Below are 18,099 nucleotides of genomic sequence, written 5' to 3'. Positions count from 1 at the left end.
AGAGCCGCCAGCGCGGCAGGACCACATCTCTGCGTCTCTGCGCCTCTGCGTGAACCAATCTTCCTTCTTCTTCGCGCCTCAGCGCCTTCGCGTGAACCCAAATCCCGCGAGGCGGTAAATGTCGATCCGTCCTAGCGATCCAATCGCCGCAGCACCGTATTGACCGCGATCGGCCGCGCGGCATCGGCGTCGCATCCGCCCGCGCGGGCGAACAGGCACAACTTTCCGCCACCCTCCTCCTCGCATGCGACGGTGGAATATCCTTTCGGCAGGCGCGCCGGCGCCCATGCCAGGATGCGGTTATAGCCCGGCATGTAATGGTCGCTGCGGGCGAGCGGATCGTCCGGATCGATCAGGTAGAGCGGCGTGCCCGGACGCAGCCGGTTGAGGCCCGGCGAGCGATGGAAGGGAACGCCGTCCAGCGCAACGCCGCAAACCCGATCGTCGGCGCGCAGGCGGTCGAACAGCCGAACGCTGCCGGCGCCGTCACGCCAGAATGCGGCCATGTCGCCCGTCATGCCGAGCACCAGCGACGCGCCGAGCCACAGCAGTGCGGCGGCGAGGGCGACGAACCGAACGCCGCGCTCCCGCAGGCGCCGCGTCCAGTCGCCGCTGCCGAGCGCCGCGAGCAGGATCAGGATCGCGACCGACAGGAAGATGAAGCGATATTCCTTGTGCGCGATCAAGCTGTGAAACAGGAGATTGGCCAGCGCCGCCCAGAACAGCGCGGGCGCATGGCGATGGCCCCGCCATATCGCCGCGACGATCGGGACGATCAGCACCGACCACATCGCCCAGAACCGGCCGAGATAGGCGCTGGGCGGCGACACGCCGAAGCCCGCGGCGCGGTCGTTGATCAGGTTCTGCCGCACATTCTCGATCAGCCAGGCGAACGGCGTCGCGCCATTGGCCAGATCGGCCGCCGCGCCCGCGGCTAGCGCGATCGATCCTCCGGCGATCAGCGGCGGCAACCGCGAAGGATCGCGCCAGCAGGTTAGCGCCACCAGCACCCCGATCGCTGGTGCATATTGGAACCGCAGCAGGAACCCCAGACCGAGCAGCAGGCCGCTGGCCGCCAGCGCGCGCCGCGATGGCGCATCGCGTGTCAGCAGCACCGCCGCAGGGATGATCGCAGCGGTGGCGAGCGGCTCGCCCAGCGTATGCGGCGCGAAATGGACCAGCTCGAACCAGATCGCGCCGACGAAGCCGGCCAGCACGGCATGGATCGACGAGACTCGCGCGCCCAGCGTCCAGGCCGACCAGACGATCGACAGCGAACAGATGGCCGCTACGATCCTGGGCAGGAAGAAGGCGAAGCTGCCGCCAGGATCGATCCATTCGCCCAGCGCCATCGGTCCGGCGATCAGCACCGGCAGCAGCTGGCCGCGCATTCCGTAGCGATATTCCCAGCTGATGACGCCGTCGCCGCCCAGCATCCGCCAGGCCGGCTCCATATATTGGAAGATCGCGTCCGGATGGTGGACATTGGGCCAAAGCGCTGCCGCGACGCGCAGGATCAGCGCGAGCGCGATCAGGCCGAAGAGCGGCGCGGTGCGAACGCACGAATCAGGACGTGCGTTGGCCCAATTCACCATGGGGGGCGGTTTAGCTTATAAACACGCCTGCAACAGCGCCTGGTCGAAGCCGAACGCGCGCGCCTTTTCGAGCGTGTAGGGGCGCAGACCCATCGATCGGTACTCGCCGATGATCTTGCCCTCGGGCGTCTCGTCCAGATACTCGAACTTGAACAGCTCCTGGGTGACGATCACGTCGCCCTCCATCCCGATCACCTCGGTGATGTTGGTCGTGCGGCGGCTGCCGTCGCGCAGGCGCTTCACCTGGACGATCAGGTCGACCGAATCGGAGATCTGCTTGGAGATCGCCTCCTTCGGGATCTTGATGTCGCCCATCAGCACCATGTTCTCCATACGGCCCAGGCATTCGCGCGGGCTGTTGGAGTGGAGCGTGCACATCGATCCGTCATGGCCGGTGTTCATCGCCGCCAGCAGGTCGAAGCACTCGGCGCCGCGGATTTCGCCCAGGATGATGCGGTCGGGGCGCATACGCAGCGCGTTCTTGACGAGATCGCCGATGGTGATCGCGCCCTGGCCCTCAAGATTGGCCGGCCGGGTTTCGAGCGGCAGCCAGTGCGGCTGCTGCAGCCGAAGCTCGGCCGCGTCCTCGATCGTCAGCACGCGCTCGCCCGGGTCGATCATCTTTGACAATGCGTTGAGCATGGTCGTCTTGCCCGAGCCCGTGCCACCCGAGATGACGATGTTGAAGCGGCACGCGCCGGCGATCTTCAGCATCGTCGCCATCTTCGAGGACATCGATCCGAAGCCCGCCATCATGTCGAGCGTGATCGGCTTTTCGGAGAATTTGCGGATCGAGATCGCGGTGCCCCGCAGGCTGAGCGGCGGCACGATCACGTTGACGCGGCTGCCGTCCTTCAGGCGCGCGTCGGCGAGCGGCGTGGTCTGGTCGACGCGGCGGCCGACCGAGTTGCAGATGCGTTGCGCGATCTGGAACAGATGCTCCTCGTCGCGGAACTGGATCTGGGCGAGCTGCAGCTTGCCCTTGCGCTCTATGTACGTCTGCTCGGGCCCGTTGACCATGATGTCGCTGACATCCGGATCGGCCAGCAGCTCCTCGAGCGGGCCGAGGCCGAGCAGCTCGTCGACCAGCACCTTCTCCAGCGCGAACTGCTCGCGGCGGTTGAGCGTCAGCTTCAGCTCGGCGAGGACCTCGCCGATGATCGGGCGGAATTCCTCGGCCAGCTCGTCCTTGTTGAGCGTCGCCGCCGCCTCCGGATCGACTCGTTCCAGGAGGCGCGGCAGCACCTGCTCCTTGATGCGGTGGATCGAGGCCTCGAAGCCCTCGACGCGGCTGTTGCCCTGGTCGGCCGACGCCGCCTGGCGATCCGCCAGCCGCTGCATCGCATCGATCGCGCCCGCGGGCGTGTCGGACAGGAGCTCGGGCGAGGCCGGCAACGGCGGGAACTGCTCGCCGCCGATCGGCTCGGGCGCGGGCGCGCCGCCGCCCTTCATCGGGCGGGCGACGCCGAAGCTCGGTCTGCCCCCGTTGCCCGCGGAGCCGGGTCGCTTGCCGAATGCGCTCATCAATAAATCCCCATCACCCCGGACACGCGGGTTTACTGTCTGCCAAGGTGAATAGGCCGGAAGGTTTGACAATTGGCTAACCGATCGTGAACCTCGTCGGCGGGAGAGGGGACGGGACATGAAGACGGCGATCGTCGCGTTGCTGATGCTGCTGGGCGCGCAGGACGCGCCCGTCGCGGAGCCCGGCTGGATGGCGGGCGCGTGGGTCGAGGCCAAGGGCGACGCCTGGGTGGAGGAATTCTGGACCCCGCCGCGCGGCGGCATCATGATCGGCGCTGGACGGACGGGGAAGGGCGGGAAGCTCGCCAGCTGGGAAGCGATGCGCATCGTCCGCGGCGAAGACGGCAAGCTCGCCTTCATCGCCCAGCCCGGCGGCGGCGCGGCGGTGACCTTCCCGATGATGTCATCGCGCGCGCGCGAGATAGTCTTCGCCAATCCGGCGCACGATTACCCGCAGAAGATCCGTTACTGGCGCGACGATTCCGGGCTCAACGCCGAAATCTCGCTGATGGACGGCGGCAAGGCGGCGCGCTTCGCCTTCAAGCCGATGGGCGGCTGATCAGCCCGCCTGCTCGGCGAGGACGGTCAGGCCCTTCTCGTTGACCTCGGCGAAGCCGCCCTGGATGCGGATCGTCTCGGGCTCGCCCTTTTCGGTCTTGTAGATCGAAAGCTCGCCGTCGCGGATCGTCGACATCACCGGGGCGTGATGCTCCAATACGCCGAAGTCGCCCTCGCTGCCGGGGACGACGACCATATAGACTTCCTCGGAGCGGACGAGCTTTTCAGGCGTGACGAGTTCGAAGTGGAGCATGTCGATACCTTCGCTCCCTCTCCCCTTCAGGGGAGAGGGCTGGGGAGAGGGGGAGTGCTGGGCAAGTGTCCGGACATGCCCCTCTCCCTAACCCTCTCCCCTGAAGGGGAGAGGGAACAATTGATTAGGCCTCGGCCGCCATCTTCTGCGCCTTGGCGACGGCCTCTTCGATGCCGCCGACCATGTAGAAGGCGGCCTCGGGCAGGTGGTCGTATTCGCCCTCGACCACCGCCTTGAAGCTCTTCACCGTGTCCTCGATCTGGACGAACTTGCCCGGAATGCCGGTGAACACCTCGGCGACGTGGAACGGCTGCGACAGGAAGCGCTGGATCTTGCGCGCGCGCTGGACGGTCAGCTTATCCTCTTCGGAAAGCTCGTCCATGCCCAGGATGGCGATGATGTCCTGCAGGCCCTTGTAGCGCTGCAGCACCGACTGCACCGCGCGCGCGGTCTCGTAATGCTCCTGGCCGACCACCGCGGGCTGCAGCACGCGGCTGGTCGAATCGAGCGGATCGACCGCCGGATAGATGCCCAGCTCCGAGATCGCGCGCGACAGCACGGTGGTGGCGTCCAGGTGGGCGAACGAGGTCGCCGGCGCCGGGTCGGTCAGGTCGTCCGCGGGGACGTACACCGCCTGCACCGACGTGATCGAGCCCTTGTTGGTCGAGGTGATCCGCTCCTGCAGCGCGCCCATGTCGGTGGAGAGCGTCGGCTGATAGCCCACCGCCGAAGGAATGCGGCCCAAGAGCGCGGACACCTCGGCGCCCGCCTGGGTGAAGCGGAAGATGTTGTCGACGAAGAACAGCACGTCCTGGCCTTCCTGGTCGCGGAAATATTCCGCGATGGTCAGGCCCGAGAGCGCGACGCGCGCGCGCGCGCCCGGCGGCTCGTTCATCTGGCCGAACACCAGCGCCACCTTCGAACCTTCGCTGGTCGCGTTGCCGTCGGCATCCTTGGCGATGACGCCCGCGTCGAGGAACTCGTGATACAGGTCGTTGCCCTCGCGGGTGCGCTCGCCGACCCCGGCGAACACCGACGTGCCGCCATGGCCCTTGGCGATGTTGTTGATCAGCTCCTGGATCAGCACGGTCTTGCCGACGCCGGCGCCGCCGAACAGGCCGATCTTGCCGCCCTTGGCGTAGGGTGCGAGCAGGTCGATCACCTTGATGCCGGTGACGAGGATCGAGCTTTCGGTCGACTGGTCGACGAACAGCGGCGCGGAAGCGTGGATCGGCGCGGTGGCGCTGGTGTTGACCGGCCCGCGCTCGTCGATCGGCTCGCCGATCACGTTCATGATGCGGCCCAGCGTCTCGGGGCCGACGGGCACGCGGATCTGCGATCCGGTGTCGGTCACGCTCTGGCCGCGGGTCAGGCCCTCGGTCGAATCCATCGCGATGGTGCGGACGACGCCCTCGCCCAGATGCTGCGCGACCTCCAGCACCAGCCGGTTGCCGTTATTGTCGGTCTCCAGCGCCGAAAGGATCGCCGGCAGGCGCTCGTCGAACGCGACGTCGACGACCGCGCCGATGACCTGGCTGATGCGGCCCACATTGTTGGTGGTCTGAACTGCGGCGGTTGCCATTGCGTCTTTCCTTGCGTGTCGAAACTTAGAGCGCTTCCGCGCCCGAGATGATCTCCACCAGCTCGGTCGTGATCGCGGCCTGGCGGGAGCGGTTGTACTGGATGCTGAGGCGGTTGATCATGTCGCCGGCGTTGCGCGTCGCATTGTCCATCGCGTTCATGCGGCTGCCCTGCTCGGATGCGGCGTTCTCAAGGAGCGCGCGGAAGATCTGCACCGCCACGTTGCGCGGCAGCAGGTCGGCCAGGATCGATTCCTCGTCGGGCTCGTACTCGACCGCGGCCGAACCCTGCGCCGCACCGCCCTCGGGCATCGGCACGGGGATGATCTGCTGGCCGGTCGGGATCTGCACCAGCGCCGACTGGAACTTGGCGTAGAACAGGTGCGCCACGTCGAACTCGCCCGACTCGAAGCGCGCGATGATATCCTGCGCGAGCGCCTGCGCATCCGAGAACGTCACGTACTTGATGTGGCCCATCTCGTGATCGGCGGCGATCTGCTGGGCGTGGAAGCGCTTGATCACCGCGCGGCCCTTCTTGCCGGCGATGTAGAAGCGCACGGTCTTGCCCGCCTTCTCCAGCTCGGCCGCCTTCTTGCGCGCGGCACGGACGATATTGGTGTTGAACGCGCCGGCCAGGCCCCGCTCGGAGGTCGCGACGACGATCAGATGCACCTGGTCCTTGCCCGTGCCGGCGAGCAGCTTGGGGCTGGATTCGCTCAGCACCACCTTGGACGCGAGCGAGGCCATCACCTTTTCCAGCCGCTCGGCATAGGGGCGGCCCTGGACGGCCGCCTCCTGCGCACGGCGCAGCTTCGCCGCGGCGACCATCTTCATCGCCTTGGTGATCTTCTGGGTCGACTTGACCGACCCGATCCGGATTTTCAGCGCCTTGAGAGAGGCCAACGCTTTGTTCCTTCTTCTCCCTCTCCCCTTCAGGGGAGAGGGTCGGGGAGAGGGGCCTGTCGGCGAGCGCTTCGCACTGCCCCTCTCCCTAGCCCTCTCCCCTGAAGGGGAGAGGGAACCTGGTTACGCGAACGTCTTGCCGAACGCCTCGAGCGCGTTCTTCAGCTTGCCCTTGGTCTCGTCGGACAGGTCGCGCTTGTCGCGGATGTCGGTCAGGATGTCGGCGTGGCTGCCGCGCATCTCGGTCAGCATCGCGCTTTCGTAGCGCACCACCGCGTCGACCGGGATCGCATCGAGGAAGCCCTGCGTGCCGGCGAAGATCGACACCGTCTGCTCCTCAAACGGCATTGGGTTGAACTGCGGCTGCTTGAGCAGCTCGGTCAGCCGCGCGCCGCGGTTCAAGAGCTTCTGCGTCGATGCGTCCAGGTCCGAACCGAACTGCGCGAACGCCGCCATCTCGCGATACTGCGCGAGCTCCAGCTTGATCGAGCCGGCGACCTTCTTCATCGCCTTGGTCTGCGCGGCGGAGCCCACGCGGCTCACCGACAGGCCGACGTTGATCGCCGGGCGGATGCCGGCGAAGAACAGATCGGTCTCCAGGAAGATCTGCCCGTCGGTGATCGAGATCACGTTGGTCGGGATATAAGCGGACACGTCGCCCGCCTGCGTCTCGATGATCGGTAGCGCGGTCAGCGAACCGTTGCCGTTGTCCTTGTTCATCTTCGCCGCGCGCTCGAGCAGGCGCGAGTGGAGGTAGAACACGTCGCCGGGATAGGCCTCGCGGCCCGGCGGACGGCGCAGCAGCAGCGACATCTGGCGATAGGCGACCGCCTGCTTGGAGAGATCGTCATAGACGATCAGCGCGTGCATCCCGTTGTCGCGGAAATACTCGCCCATCGCGCAGCCGGTATAGGGTGCGAGGAACTGGAGCGGCGCCGGGTCGGACGCGGTCGCCGCGACCACGATCGAATATTCCATCGCGCCGTTTTCTTCGAGCTGGCGGACCAGCTGGGCGACGGTCGAGCGCTTCTGGCCGACCGCGACATAGACGCAGTAGAGCTTTTTCGATTCGTCGTCGCCGGCGTTGACCGACTTCTGGTTGATGAAGGTGTCGAGCGCGACGGCGGACTTGCCGGTCTGGCGGTCGCCGATGATCAGCTCGCGCTGGCCGCGGCCGACGGGCACCAGCGCGTCGATCGCCTTGAGGCCGGTCTGCATCGGCTCGTTGACCGAGGTGCGCGGGATGATGCCCGGCGCCTTCACCTCGACGCGGCTGCGCTGGTCGGAGACGATCGGGCCCTTGCCGTCGATCGGGTTGCCCAGGCCGTCGACCACGCGGCCGAGCAGGCCCTTGCCGACGGGCACGTCAACGATGGTGCCGGTGCGCTTCACCGTGTCGCCCTCGGTGATCTCGGCGTCGGAGCCGAAGATCACGACGCCGACATTGTCGGCCTCCAGGTTCAGCGCCATGCCCTGCACGCCGTTCGAGAACTCGACCATCTCGCCGGCCTGGACCTTGTCCAGCCCGTGGATGCGGGCAATGCCGTCACCGACGCTCAAGACCTGGCCGGTCTCGGAGACCTCGGCCTCGTTGCCGAAGCTGGCGATCTGGTCCTTGATGACCCGGGAGATTTCTGCGGCGCGGATATCCATTGGAACTGCCTTAGCCTTTCATCGCATGCGCGAGGGTGTTGAGACGGGTACGGATCGACGAATCGATCATCTGCGAGCCGAGCCGGACGACCAGGCCGCCAAGAAGCGAGGGATCGACCTTCAGGTCGACGGTGACGTCGCTGCCGACGCGGGCGCGCAGCTGCTTCTTCAACTCGGCCACCTGATCGTCGGTCAGCGGATGGGCGGAGGAGACCTCCGCGGTCGTCTCGCCGCGATGCTGCGCGGCGAGCGTGCGATAGGCGCGGATGATCTGCGGCAGCTGCGAAAGCCGGCGGTTCTCGGCCAGCACGCCTAGGAAATTGCGCGTGGTGCCGTCGAGCTTCATCGAATCGGCGGCGGCGGCCACGCCCTTGGCGGCATCGCCGCGCGACAGGATCGGGCTGGTGGCGAGCGTGCGGAACGCATCCGATTCGTCTAGCGCCGCGCGAACCTTCGCCAGGCTCGATTCGACCGCGTCGATGGTCTTCGCCTCGCACGCGAGTTCGAACAGCGCGGTCGCGTAGCGCCCCGCTAAACTCGCCTGAATGCCGCCGGAAGTCTCCACGCGATCCTTATCCTCATGGTCCAAGAAGGAGCTCGCCCCATGCGAAAAGGGGGTGCGCGACAGGCGCCCCCCGATGGGTCGCCGCGCGGTTAGCAAAGGGGGGCGGGGGATGCAAGCGGCTGGCCGGAAATCGGGCGGCTGCTACAAACCCGTTCAGCGAGTCGGGAGAAAAAGCATGGCCAATGGCGCAATGAAGCAGATGACGATGGCCGACGGCGCCGAGATCGCCGTCTATCACGTCCAGCCTTTGGGCGAGCGCCGCGGCGGCCTCGTGCTGGTCCAGGAGATCTTCGGCGTCACCGACCACATCCGCGAACAGTGCGACGAATATGCCGCGGAGGGCTATGAAGTGCTCGCCCCCGCCCTGTTCGACCGCGAGCATCCCGGCTTCGAGGCCGACTATACCGGCCCGGATTTCGAACGCGCGGTGGAACTCGCCCGCAAGCTGCATCCGTTCGACCAGTCCCTCGCGGATGTCGAGACATGCGTGAACGTCCTCAAGGGCAAAGGCCCGGTGTTCGTCACCGGCTATTGCTATGGCGGCTCGGTCACCTGGTTCGCGGCCTGCCGCATCGACGGCGTGGCGGCGGCTTCGGCCTATTACGGCAGCCTCATCCCCAATTCGGAGGAGGAGCCCAGGGCGCCGACCGTCGCTCATTTCGGCCGCTTCGATTCCGGCATCCCGATGGAAGGGGTGGAGGCGCTGATCGCCAGGCAGCCGGCCAATGCCGAAATCTTCGTCTACGAAGCCGGGCACGGCTTCAACTCGGATCGCCGCAAGGATTATCACGAGCCCAGCGCCGACCTCGCCCGCGAACGCACGCTGGCCCTGTTCCGCGCGAACAGCGGTTGACATTGTACTAATATCTGTGCATGTTAAATTTATGGATGTCATTACCTATTCCGACGCGCGCGCTAATCTGAAAGCGGTGATGGACAGCGTGATCGACGATCATGCGCCGGTCGTGATATCTCGCCAGAACGGCAAGCCGGTCGTCATGATATCGCTTGAGGACTGGCACGCGCTGGAGGAGACGAATTACCTCCTATCCAATCCGGTCAATGCCGCGCGCCTGCGCAAGTCGATTGCGCAGATGAATGCGGGCAAGGGTGTCGAGCACGACCTGATCGATTCGTGAGGATCAGCTTTTCCGACGAAGGCTGGGAAGACTATCTCGGCTGGCAGTCCGAGGATCGCAAACTGCTGGTGCGCGTCAACGCTTTGATCGAGGAGTGTCGGCGCCATCCATTCACCGGGACCGGCAAGCCCGAACCGTTGAAGAACCAGCTTCGCGGCTGGTGGTCGCGACGGATCACGTCCGAACACCGTCTGGTGTATCGAATCGGCGGCACGGGCGAGGGACAGCAGTTGGAGATCATCCAGTGCCGCTTTCACTACGACCGGCATTGAGGCGATGCTTTGATCGCAAGGCGCGGGACGCTCTCCGGATGGCCCCGCGCTAAATCGGCGGCATGACACAGCAAAGCATCATCGATCCCGATATCGCCTGGGCCGCCTTCAATCGGCGGGACCGCGATTTTGACGGCCGCTTCGTCGGCGCGGTCAGGACCACCGGCATCTATTGCAAGCCCAGCTGCCCCGCGCGGCATCCCCTGCGCGAGAATGTCGAGTTCTTCATCGATGGCGCGGCGGCGCGTGCCGCCGGCTATCGCGCCTGCCTGCGCTGCAAGCCCGATGAGGTGGGGCGCGACCGTGTCGCCGTGGCGGAGGCGGTGGCGCTGATCGAATCGGCGGAAGAGGGCATTTCGCTCGACGAGCTCGCCGGTCGCGTCGGTTATGCCCCGCACCATTTCCACCGGCTGTTCAAGCGCGCCACCGGGGTCACCCCTGCCGCCTATGCCCGCCAGCTCCGCGCCCGCCGCGCCGGCGTGGCGCTCAATGAGGAGGGCAGCGTGACCGAGGCGATCTACGCGGCCGGCTATTCCGGCCCCAGCCGCTTCTACGAAGGCACCAAGCGCCTCGGCATGACCCCCAGCGCCTGGCGCAAGGGCGGCGCGGGGGTGACGATCCGCTGGACGGTGGTCGACACCAGCCTCGGCAAGATGCTGGTCGCCGCCACGGACAAGGGCCTCTGCCGCGTGTCGTTCGACGAAGACGGCCTCGATCTCGCCAGATATTTCCCCGCAGCCGAGATCGTCGAAGGCGGCACGGCGCTCGCGGCCCTGGCGGCACGCGTCGTCGCCGAAGTCGAAACCCCCGGCCGCGACCGCGATCTGCCTTTGGACGTCCAGGGCACCGCCTTCCAGGAAGCCGTCTGGCAGGCATTGAAGGACATCCCCCCCGGCGAAACACGCACCTATGCCGAAGTCGCCGCCGCCGCCGGCAACCCCGCCGCCGTCCGCGCCGCGGGCACGGCGTGCGGATCGAACCACGTCCCCGTCATCATCCCCTGCCACCGCGTGCTGAGAAGCGATGGAAGCCTGGGCGGCTATGCCTATGGCCTGGAACGCAAAAGGACGCTGCTGGAACGGGAGGGCGACTAGCTAGAGAAAACTATACGGATCGACATCCACCGTTACCCGCACCTTCGCCGGCCAGTCGAGCGCTCCCAGCCATCCGCGGATCACCTCCTGCACATCCAGCGCGCGTCGCGCATGGACCAGCAGGCGGAAGCGGTGGCGGCCGCGCAGCATGGCGAGCGGGGCGGGGGCGGGGCCATAGACCAGCATCCCCTCCACCTCCGGCGCGGTCCGGCCGATCAGCGTGGCGGTCTCCTGCGCCGCCGCTTGGTCCTCGGACGACACGACGATCGCCGCATAGCGCCCGAACGGCGGCGCCCCAGCGTCGCGCCGCGCCGCGGTCTCGGCGGCGATGAAGCTGTCGGCGTCCCCGGTCGCCAGCGCGCGCATGACGGGGGCGTCGGGGCTGTGCGTCTGGATATAGACATGCCCCGACTTCTCGCCCCGTCCGGCGCGTCCGGCGACCTGCATGATCTGCTGGAAGGTCCGCTCCGCCGCACGCAGGTCGCCGCCCTCCAGCCCCAAATCGGCGTCGATCACCCCCACCAGCGTCAGGTTGGGAAAGTGATAGCCCTTGGTGACGAGCTGCGTGCCGATGACGATATCGATCGCCCCCGCCTCCATCCGCGCGACGAACTCGGCGGCCTTGGCCGGAGACCAGATCGTGTCGCTGGTGACGATGGCGGTTCGCGCCTCCGGAAACAGCGCCGTCACCTCGTCGGCAATGCGCTCGACGCCCGGGCCGCAGGCGACCAAGCTGTCCTCCTGGCCGCATTCCGGACAGGCGCGCGGCGGCGGCTCGATGTGCCCGCAATGGTGGCAGGCGAGCCGGCGGACCAGCCGGTGCTCGACCATCCAGGCGGTGCAATTGGGGCATTTGAACCGGTGCCCGCACGTGCGGCACAGGGTCAGCGGGGCGAAGCCGCGGCGGTTGAGGAACAGCAGCGACTGCTCGCCGCGGTCCAGCACCTCCTCCATCGCCTTGACTAGCCTGGGCGCAATCCAGCGCCCCCGTTCGGGCGGCTCGGCGATCAGATCGATCGCCTCGATCGCCGGCAATTCGGCTGCCCCCCAGCGGCCGGGGAGGGTGAGGTGGGTGTAGTGGCCGACTTCCACTTGCTGATGTGTTTCGATGGCAGGGGTGGCGGTGGCGAGGACGACCGGGCAGCCTTCGAAACGGCCGCGCATCACCGCCACGTCGCGGGCGTGGTAGTGGACGCCTTCCTCCTGCTTGAAGCTGGTCTCGTGCGCTTCGTCGACGACGATCAGGCCGAGATCGGCATAGGGCAGGAACAAGGCGGAGCGCGCGCCGACCACCACCTTGCCCTCGCCGCCGGCGATGGCGCGCCAGGCGCGCCGGCGCTGCGACTGGCGCAGCCCGGAATGCCAGGCGACGGGCGCCGTACCGAAGCGCGCGGCGAAGCGCTTGAGGAACGGCTCGGTCAGCGCGATCTCGGGCAGCAGCACCAAGGTCTGCCTGCCCTGACGCAGCGCCTGCGCCACACCCTCGAAATAGACCTCGGTCTTGCCCGATCCGGTGACGCCGTCGAGCAGGAAGGGCTGGAAGGCGCGCGCCTCCACCGCATCGGTGATCGCCGTCGCCGCCGTCCGCTGCTCGGCGCCGAGCGCCGGCTGGGCATGATCGGGATCGGGCGGCGGGAAGGGGGTGTCGATATCGACCTCGACCGCCTCGATCGCGCCGACCTTGACCAGCCCGCGGATCACCCCGTCGGACACGTCCGCGGCGAGCGCCAGCTCGCGAACCAGCCCCTGCCGGTCGGCGATCCGCTCCAGCGCCTGCGCGCGCTGCGGCGTCAGCCGATCGGGCACGACCCCGGTCGCGCGATATTCCGTGACGGTGCGCGCGCCCTCCAGCGCCGAGCTCGACGGCATCGCCATGCGCAGCACCGCGGCCGGCGGGGCGAGGTAATAGTCCGCGGTCCACTCGATCAGCCGCCTGAGCGGCGCGCGCAGCGGCGGCACGTCGGCGACCGCGAGCAGGTTGCGCAGCCGGTTGTCGCCGACCTCTGCGTCGGACGGCATCCGATCCGCCTCCCACACCGCGCCCATCAATTGGCGCGGCCCAAGCGGCGCGACGACGATCGATCCGGGCTCCACCGTCATGCCGTGCGGCACGCGATAGTCGAGCGGACCGAGCGCGGCGTTGAGCAGGAGGACACGGGCGCGGGACATGGCGACGTCCCTAACGGCGGAATGCGCTCCACCGCAATCCGGGCTGGCGCGGCCGGCCGGCTGAAGCGTATAAGCTCTCGCGATGATGACGCTTTTGCCCCTGGTCCTGCTCGCCGCCCCCTTGCAGGCCGCACCGGCCCCGCTGCCGCAAGCGACGTGCCCGGCGATCGACGCCGATCTGCCCGCGCCGCTCAAGGGATGGTCTACCACCGGCACCGGCATGGCGATGGACCGGGCGTTCCTGCTGCCGGCGCCGAATGGCGAGGCCAGCGCGAACTTCACCATAGCCAAAGGCGGGCGCTACCGCGTCGCGCTCGATCAGGCGGGCTGGATCGACCTGGTGCAGGGCGGCAAGCCGCTGACCTCGGCAGGGCATGGCCATGGGCCCAGCTGCACCACGATTCGCAAGATCGTCGATTTCGACCTGACGCCGGGCGCCTATACGCTGAAGCTGACCAAGATCGCCAAGCAGCAGGCGAAGGTGATGCTGGTCGCGCCCGCTCAGAACGAATAGGCGAGGCTCAGCGTCAGGACGTGGTCGACCGATGCCGGGTCGCCATCGCGCTTCACCCCCCATTGGTTGAGATAGCCGCCCTCGACCTTGACGCCCTCGACCAGCGGGGTCGTCACGCCGACGAAATTGCGCATCCGTTCATAGCCCGACGACTGGCCCCAATCGGTGTCGTTCAGCTCGATATAGCTTTCGTGACTAACGACGAGCGCGGTCTTGCCCTCGGGCGTGAACGGCCTGCTCCAGGACAGGCGCGGGCGCAGGCGGAAGCCGGTGTCGCTGCCGGTGTTGCGCCAGCGCTCCTCCAGCCGAACGCGCGCCGAAAGCTTGCCGCCGGCGAACTCGCCCATGCCGAAGCTGATCGCCTGCCGCGCCCGATCCTCGAGCGCGGTCACGCCGGCGCGGGAATATTGCGGCACGCGCAGATAGCCGGCGGAAAGCTCCACGCCGTCGCCGACGGCAAAGCCCAGATCGCCGCCATATTCCCCCTCGTACAGCCCGTCCGCATCGTCGCCGAAGCGCAGCACGGTCTCCAGGCTCAGCTCGACGCCGTCGGCGATCTCGGTCGAGGCGCTCGCCGTCAGCCAGACCTGGCTGTCGCTGTCGGTCTGGGCGAACGCCGCGGCGGGGGTGCACAACAGCAGCGCGGCAAGATAGACTGAGCGCACGGAAATCCCTTCCTGACGCTGCACGAAGCCCGTGCGGCGGCTATAGAGCGGCACCGAATCGCCGCGCTGAAGCATATGTGTCGGATGGACTACACTTCCGCGTCATCTCGGCGACACTTTTGTGAAAGGCCCTATTCGTATGAAGTTCTTCGTCGATACCGCGGACACCGCCGACATCCGCGAGCTCGCGGCGACGGGATTGCTCGACGGCGTGACAACCAACCCGTCGCTGATCCACAAATCGGGCAGGGCGTTCCTGGAAGTGGTCGAGGAGATTTGCGGCATCGTCGACGGCCCCGTCTCGGCCGAGGTGGTCGCGCTCGATCACGATACGATGATGAAGGAGGCCGAGATCCTCAGGAAGATCGCCGACAATGTCGCGGTCAAGGTGCCGCTGACGATCGACGGCCTCAAGACCTGCAAGAAGCTGACGGACGACGGCACGATGGTGAACGTGACCTTGTGCTTCTCGGCCAATCAGGCGCTGCTCGCGGCCAAGGCGGGGGCGACCTTCATCTCGCCCTTCGTCGGCCGGCACGACGATGTCGGGCTGGACGGCATGGGGCTGATCAGCGACATCCGCCTGATCTACGACAATTATGACTTCGCGACCGAGATCCTGGTGGCGAGCGTGCGCCATCCGATCCACGTCCTCGAATCGGCCAAGATCGGCGCCGACGTGATGACCGCGCCGCCCGCCGTGATCCGCCAGCTGTTCAAGCACCCGCTGACCGACAAGGGCATCGAGGGCTTCCTGGCTGATTGGGCGAAGTCGGGCCAGACGATCGGGTAGCGGGGATATCCGGATGAGGGCCCCACGCCCCCGTCGCCCCTGCGAAAGCAGGGGCCTATCGGCGCCCTCCGCAATCGCCGATGTTCGAGGCGCGCCCGGATGGGCCCCTGCCTTCGCAGGGGCGACGGAAAGGGTTGGGTGGTGCGCGTCGACCGGGCCGACTAGTAATCGGACATGACCGATCCCTCCGCCTGGGCCGCCCACCTTTCGCGCGATCGCAGGCGGTCGGCGCACACGGTGCGGGCCTATCGGGCGACGGCGGAGCGGTTGGTCTCATTTCTTCGCCAGCATTGGGGCGGCGAACCCGATCTCAAGCGGATCGAGGGCGCCGATCTGCGCGCGTTCCTGGCTTGGCGGCGTAACGACGGGATCGGCAACGCGTCCGCCGCGCGCGAGCTTTCGGCAGTGCGCGGGTTCCTCACCTTCGCCGGGGTGGAGCCGCCGCGAATGCGCGGACCGCGGGTCAAGCGCGGCGTGCCGCGCCCGGTTTCCCCTGACGAGGCGGTGGCGCTCGCCGACACCGTCGCCGAAGGCCATGACGAGCCGTGGATCGCGGCGCGCGACGTTGCGGTGCTGCTGTTGCTGTACGGCGCGGGCCTGCGCATCGGCGAGGCGCTGGGGCTGACCGGCGCGGTGTTGCCTTTGGGCGAGACGCTGGCCGTCACCGGCAAGCGCGACAAGACGCGGATCGTCCCGCTGCTGCCCAAGGTGCGCGCGGCGATCGAGGACTATGTCCGTCTCACCCCTTGGGGGGTGGCGCGCGATCTGCCGCTGTTTCGCGGGGCGAAGGGCGGGCCGCTGTCGCCCGCCGTCGTCCGCCGATCGGTCCGCGGGGCGCGGCGGATGATGGGCCTGTCCGAACGGACCACGCCGCACGCGCTGCGCCACAGCTTCGCGACGCATCTGCTGGGTCGCGGGGCGGACCTGCGTTCGCTGCAGGAACTGCTGGGCCATGCCAGCCTCAGCTCCACCCAGGTCTATACCGCGGTCGACGCGGCGCATCTGATGGACGTCTATCGCAACGCCCATCCCCGGGCGTGAGGCGAGTTGGCGCTGCCTGTCCCGTTCGGGCTGAGTTCGAAACCCCGCCTTTCTTCTACAAGCGTGGGGCAGAAGGACGGTGCTTCGACAGGCTCAGCACGAACGGCAATGGGTCAGCACGAACGCGAATAGGTCAGCACGGACAGGGACAGGAGGGCGTTGGTGTGTGTCAGCCCTGTTTGGCCGGACGCCAGGTGATCAGCCGCCAGATATAGCCGACGACGATGAGCACGATCACCGCGGTCGAAACCGGGCCGATCACCGCCTCGACCTCGTCGAACTGCTGGCCGAGCTGATAGCCCGCGGTCGCGAGCAGCGCGGTCCAGCCGGCGGTGCCGATGGTCGACCAGAGGACGAAGGTCGACAGGCGCAGCTTGAGCAGGCCGGCGGGGATCGAGATCAGCGATCGGATCGTCGGCAGCAGGCGGCCGAAGAAGACGAAGGCGGCGCCGTAGCGCGCGAACAGCCGCTCGCCCTTCTCGATCTCGCGCCGGTCGATGGTGAGCCAGCGGCCCCATTTGTCGATCAGCGGCAGGAAGCGGTCGACGCCGATGATCCGCGCGGCGAAATACCAGAAGCAGTTGCCGAGCATCGCCCCCGCGGTGCCGCTGAGGATGACGCCCCACAGGGTCATCTGCCCACGCGAGGCATTGAGCCCGGCGATCGGCATGATGACCTCCGACGGGATCGGCGGAAACACCGTTTCGAGGAACATCAGGAAGGCGACGCCGAGATAGCCCGACTGCTCGATCAGGCGGATGATCCAGTCGCTCATCGGCGGCTTCCCTCATGCTTGCGCTCGATCGCGTCCCAGATCATGCCGGCGGTGTCGGTGCCGTTGAAGGCGTCGATCGCGACGATGCCGGTGGGCGAGGTGACGTTGATCTCGGTCAGCCACTCGCCGCCGATCACGTCGATGCCGACGAACAGCAGCCCCCGCCGCTTGAGCTCGGGCGCGAGCGCGGCGCAGATTTCCAGCTCGCGCGGAGTCAGCTCCGTCTTGGCGGCCGAGCCGCCCACGGCAAGGTTGGATCGGATCTCGCCTTCGCCCGGTATCCGGTTGATCGCGCCGGCGATCTCGCCGTCGACCAGCACGATGCGCTTGTCGCCCTCGGCCACCGTGGGGAGGAACGCCTGCACCATGTGCGGCTCGCGATAGGCGGTGTTGAATACCTCGATCAGCGAGGCGAGGTTGGCGCCGTCGCGGCCGACCTTGAAGATCGCCTTGCCGCCATTGCCGTGCAGCGGCTTGACGACGATCTCGCCATGCTCGGCCAGGAAGGCGCGCGCGTCGGCGAGGCTGCGGGTGACCAAGGTCGGCGGCATGAAGCGCGCGAAATCGAGCACCCACACCTTCTCGGGCGCGTTGCGCACCGATGCGGGATCGTTGACCACCAGCGTCCGCTCCGCGATCCGTTCGAGCAGATGGGTGGCGGTGATGTAGCCGAGGTCGAAGGGCGGATCCTGGCGCATCAGCACGACATCGGCCTCCTCGCCGAGATCGAGCCGGACCGGATCGCCGAAGCGGAAATGATCGCCCTCGACGCGCTGGACGGTGACCGGGTGCGCCTGCGTCCACAGCCGGTCGTTCGACCAGCTCAGGTCCCCGGCCTGGTAGTGGAACAGCCGGTGGCCGCGCGCCTGGGCGGAGAGCATCAGCGCGAAGGTCGAATCGCCCTTGATGCGGATCGATTCCATCGGGTCCATCTGGACGGCGACCGTGAGGGGCATGCGTGCTCCGGGAGAAGGTTCGGGGGCGTCCCTAAAGAGATGGGGCGGGC

General features: G+C 67.5%; 19 protein-coding genes. 8 read left to right on the top strand and 11 right to left on the bottom strand.

Features of this window, described 5'->3' with window-relative positions; all coding sequences use genetic code 11:
- Window positions 1–131 precede the first annotated feature (131 nt).
- Both D1610_RS14600 and D1610_RS14595 read right to left on the bottom strand, forming a co-directional pair.
- Entirely contained in the window at window positions 132–1,592 is a 1,461-nt protein-coding gene (locus D1610_RS14600; RefSeq protein WP_222927021.1) for a glycosyltransferase family protein, read from the bottom strand.
- An 18-nt stretch (window positions 1,593–1,610) separates the two neighbouring features.
- On the bottom strand, window positions 1,611–3,119 hold the full coding sequence (locus tag D1610_RS14595) for a TadA family conjugal transfer-associated ATPase (RefSeq protein WP_118864933.1): 1,509 nt from the start codon (window positions 3,117–3,119) through the stop codon (window positions 1,611–1,613).
- A 118-nt stretch (window positions 3,120–3,237) separates the two neighbouring features.
- Between D1610_RS14595 and D1610_RS14590 the strand changes: the two genes are divergently transcribed.
- A complete protein-coding gene (locus D1610_RS14590) occupies window positions 3,238–3,678 on the top strand; it encodes a DUF6265 family protein (protein ID WP_118864932.1) in 441 nt (146 codons plus the stop codon).
- Here D1610_RS14590 and D1610_RS14585 read toward each other — a convergent pair whose 3' ends face one another.
- The 5 genes from D1610_RS14585 to D1610_RS14565 form a co-directional block, all read right to left on the bottom strand.
- Window positions 3,679–3,930 carry an ATP synthase F1 subunit epsilon gene (locus D1610_RS14585; RefSeq protein ID WP_118864931.1) on the bottom strand — a complete coding sequence of 84 codons (252 nt, stop codon included), beginning with the start codon at window positions 3,928–3,930 and terminating at the stop codon, window positions 3,679–3,681. It lies immediately after the preceding gene.
- 124 nt (window positions 3,931–4,054) lie between these two features.
- Window positions 4,055–5,512, bottom strand: coding sequence for a F0F1 ATP synthase subunit beta (gene atpD / locus D1610_RS14580; RefSeq protein ID WP_118864930.1), 1,458 nt, complete (start codon window positions 5,510–5,512; stop codon window positions 4,055–4,057).
- Between the two features lie 25 nt (window positions 5,513–5,537).
- Window positions 5,538–6,413 carry a F0F1 ATP synthase subunit gamma gene (locus D1610_RS14575; protein ID WP_118864929.1) on the bottom strand — a complete coding sequence of 292 codons (876 nt, stop codon included), beginning with the start codon at window positions 6,411–6,413 and terminating at the stop codon, window positions 5,538–5,540.
- 123 nt (window positions 6,414–6,536) lie between these two features.
- Window positions 6,537–8,066 (bottom strand): F0F1 ATP synthase subunit alpha, encoded by a 1,530-nt coding sequence (gene atpA, locus D1610_RS14570; RefSeq protein WP_118864928.1) that lies wholly within the window; start codon window positions 8,064–8,066, stop codon window positions 6,537–6,539.
- Window positions 8,067–8,076: 10 nt separating this feature from the next.
- Window positions 8,077–8,631 carry a F0F1 ATP synthase subunit delta gene (locus tag D1610_RS14565; protein WP_118865016.1) on the bottom strand — a complete coding sequence of 185 codons (555 nt, stop codon included), beginning with the start codon at window positions 8,629–8,631 and terminating at the stop codon, window positions 8,077–8,079.
- Between the two features lie 175 nt (window positions 8,632–8,806).
- On the opposite strand from D1610_RS14565, the gene D1610_RS14560 reads away from it, so the two are divergent.
- The 4 genes from D1610_RS14560 to ada all read left to right on the top strand — a co-directional run bounded on the left by D1610_RS14560 (window position 8,807) and on the right by ada (window position 11,136).
- Window positions 8,807–9,484 carry a dienelactone hydrolase family protein gene (locus D1610_RS14560; protein ID WP_118864927.1) on the top strand — a complete coding sequence of 226 codons (678 nt, stop codon included), beginning with the start codon at window positions 8,807–8,809 and terminating at the stop codon, window positions 9,482–9,484.
- Window positions 9,485–9,515: 31 nt separating this feature from the next.
- A complete protein-coding gene (locus tag D1610_RS14555; RefSeq protein ID WP_118864926.1) occupies window positions 9,516–9,770 on the top strand; it encodes a type II toxin-antitoxin system Phd/YefM family antitoxin in 255 nt (84 codons plus the stop codon).
- Window positions 9,767–10,042: a Txe/YoeB family addiction module toxin gene (locus D1610_RS14550; protein ID WP_118864925.1), complete on the top strand. Its 276-nt coding sequence runs from the start codon at window positions 9,767–9,769 to the stop codon at window positions 10,040–10,042. Before D1610_RS14555 ends, D1610_RS14550 begins: the two co-directional genes overlap by 4 nt.
- 62 nt (window positions 10,043–10,104) lie before the next feature.
- Window positions 10,105–11,136 (top strand): bifunctional DNA-binding transcriptional regulator/O6-methylguanine-DNA methyltransferase Ada, encoded by a 1,032-nt coding sequence (ada, locus tag D1610_RS14545; RefSeq protein WP_118864924.1) that lies wholly within the window; start codon window positions 10,105–10,107, stop codon window positions 11,134–11,136.
- On the opposite strand, the gene D1610_RS14540 is transcribed toward ada, so the two are convergent.
- Window positions 11,137–13,305 carry a primosomal protein N' gene (locus D1610_RS14540; RefSeq protein ID WP_118864923.1) on the bottom strand — a complete coding sequence of 723 codons (2,169 nt, stop codon included), beginning with the start codon at window positions 13,303–13,305 and terminating at the stop codon, window positions 11,137–11,139. It lies immediately after the preceding gene.
- Between the two features lie 82 nt (window positions 13,306–13,387).
- Here D1610_RS14540 and D1610_RS14535 point away from each other — a divergent pair, with 82 nt between their 5' ends.
- The gene (locus tag D1610_RS14535; protein ID WP_245942275.1) at window positions 13,388–13,819 is read left to right on the top strand and encodes a hypothetical protein; all 432 of its coding nucleotides are present in this window, start codon (window positions 13,388–13,390) and stop codon (window positions 13,817–13,819) included.
- On the opposite strand, the gene D1610_RS14530 is transcribed toward D1610_RS14535, so the two are convergent.
- Window positions 13,807–14,559, bottom strand: coding sequence for a DUF2490 domain-containing protein (locus tag D1610_RS14530; RefSeq protein ID WP_118864922.1), 753 nt, complete (start codon window positions 14,557–14,559; stop codon window positions 13,807–13,809). The genes D1610_RS14535 and D1610_RS14530 overlap by 13 nt on opposite strands.
- 64 nt (window positions 14,560–14,623) lie before the next feature.
- Between D1610_RS14530 and fsa the strand changes: the two genes are divergently transcribed.
- Window positions 14,624–15,277, top strand: a complete 654-nt coding sequence (gene fsa, locus D1610_RS14525) for a fructose-6-phosphate aldolase (protein WP_118864921.1) — start codon at window positions 14,624–14,626, stop codon at window positions 15,275–15,277.
- Window positions 15,278–15,451: 174 nt separating this feature from the next.
- Entirely contained in the window at window positions 15,452–16,318 is an 867-nt protein-coding gene (locus D1610_RS14520) for a tyrosine recombinase XerC (RefSeq protein WP_118864920.1), read from the top strand.
- Between the two features lie 169 nt (window positions 16,319–16,487).
- Here the strand turns inward: D1610_RS14520 and D1610_RS14515 are convergent, their stop codons facing one another.
- Both D1610_RS14515 and gshB read right to left on the bottom strand, forming a co-directional pair.
- Window positions 16,488–17,093, bottom strand: coding sequence for a DedA family protein (locus D1610_RS14515; RefSeq protein ID WP_118864919.1), 606 nt, complete (start codon window positions 17,091–17,093; stop codon window positions 16,488–16,490).
- Window positions 17,090–18,049 carry a glutathione synthase gene (gene gshB, locus D1610_RS14510; RefSeq protein WP_118864918.1) on the bottom strand — a complete coding sequence of 320 codons (960 nt, stop codon included), beginning with the start codon at window positions 18,047–18,049 and terminating at the stop codon, window positions 17,090–17,092. The genes D1610_RS14515 and gshB overlap by 4 nt, the downstream gene beginning before the upstream one ends.
- Between the last annotated feature and the right edge of the window lie 50 nt (window positions 18,050–18,099).

Origin of the sequence: Sphingomonas gilva, from assembly GCF_003515075.1 — a bacterium.
Taxonomy (GTDB): domain Bacteria; phylum Pseudomonadota; class Alphaproteobacteria; order Sphingomonadales; family Sphingomonadaceae; genus Sphingomonas; species Sphingomonas gilva.
This window is presented reverse-complemented; position numbering and strand designations above follow the sequence as displayed.

What these genes read in the sequence shown, in the direction of transcription:
- D1610_RS14595 (WP_118864933.1), bottom strand. Translation starts at nt 3,119, where the DNA reads ATGAGCGCATTCGGCAAGCGACCCGGCTCCGCGGGCAACGGGGGCAGA.
- D1610_RS14590 (WP_118864932.1), top strand. Translation starts at nt 3,238, where the DNA reads ATGAAGACGGCGATCGTCGCGTTGCTGATGCTGCTGGGCGCGCAGGAC.
- D1610_RS14585 (WP_118864931.1), bottom strand. Translation starts at nt 3,930, where the DNA reads ATGCTCCACTTCGAACTCGTCACGCCTGAAAAGCTCGTCCGCTCCGAG.
- atpD (WP_118864930.1), bottom strand. Translation starts at nt 5,512, where the DNA reads ATGGCAACCGCCGCAGTTCAGACCACCAACAATGTGGGCCGCATCAGC.
- atpA (WP_118864928.1), bottom strand. Translation starts at nt 8,066, where the DNA reads ATGGATATCCGCGCCGCAGAAATCTCCCGGGTCATCAAGGACCAGATC.
- D1610_RS14560 (WP_118864927.1), top strand. Translation starts at nt 8,807, where the DNA reads ATGGCCAATGGCGCAATGAAGCAGATGACGATGGCCGACGGCGCCGAG.
- D1610_RS14555 (WP_118864926.1), top strand. Translation starts at nt 9,516, where the DNA reads ATGGATGTCATTACCTATTCCGACGCGCGCGCTAATCTGAAAGCGGTG.
- ada (WP_118864924.1), top strand. Translation starts at nt 10,105, where the DNA reads ATGACACAGCAAAGCATCATCGATCCCGATATCGCCTGGGCCGCCTTC.
- D1610_RS14540 (WP_118864923.1), bottom strand. Translation starts at nt 13,305, where the DNA reads ATGTCCCGCGCCCGTGTCCTCCTGCTCAACGCCGCGCTCGGTCCGCTC.
- D1610_RS14535 (WP_245942275.1), top strand. Translation starts at nt 13,388, where the DNA reads ATGATGACGCTTTTGCCCCTGGTCCTGCTCGCCGCCCCCTTGCAGGCC.
- D1610_RS14530 (WP_118864922.1), bottom strand. Translation starts at nt 14,559, where the DNA reads ATGCTTCAGCGCGGCGATTCGGTGCCGCTCTATAGCCGCCGCACGGGC.
- fsa (WP_118864921.1), top strand. Translation starts at nt 14,624, where the DNA reads ATGAAGTTCTTCGTCGATACCGCGGACACCGCCGACATCCGCGAGCTC.
- D1610_RS14520 (WP_118864920.1), top strand. Translation starts at nt 15,452, where the DNA reads ATGACCGATCCCTCCGCCTGGGCCGCCCACCTTTCGCGCGATCGCAGG.
- D1610_RS14515 (WP_118864919.1), bottom strand. Translation starts at nt 17,093, where the DNA reads ATGAGCGACTGGATCATCCGCCTGATCGAGCAGTCGGGCTATCTCGGC.
- gshB (WP_118864918.1), bottom strand. Translation starts at nt 18,049, where the DNA reads ATGCCCCTCACGGTCGCCGTCCAGATGGACCCGATGGAATCGATCCGC.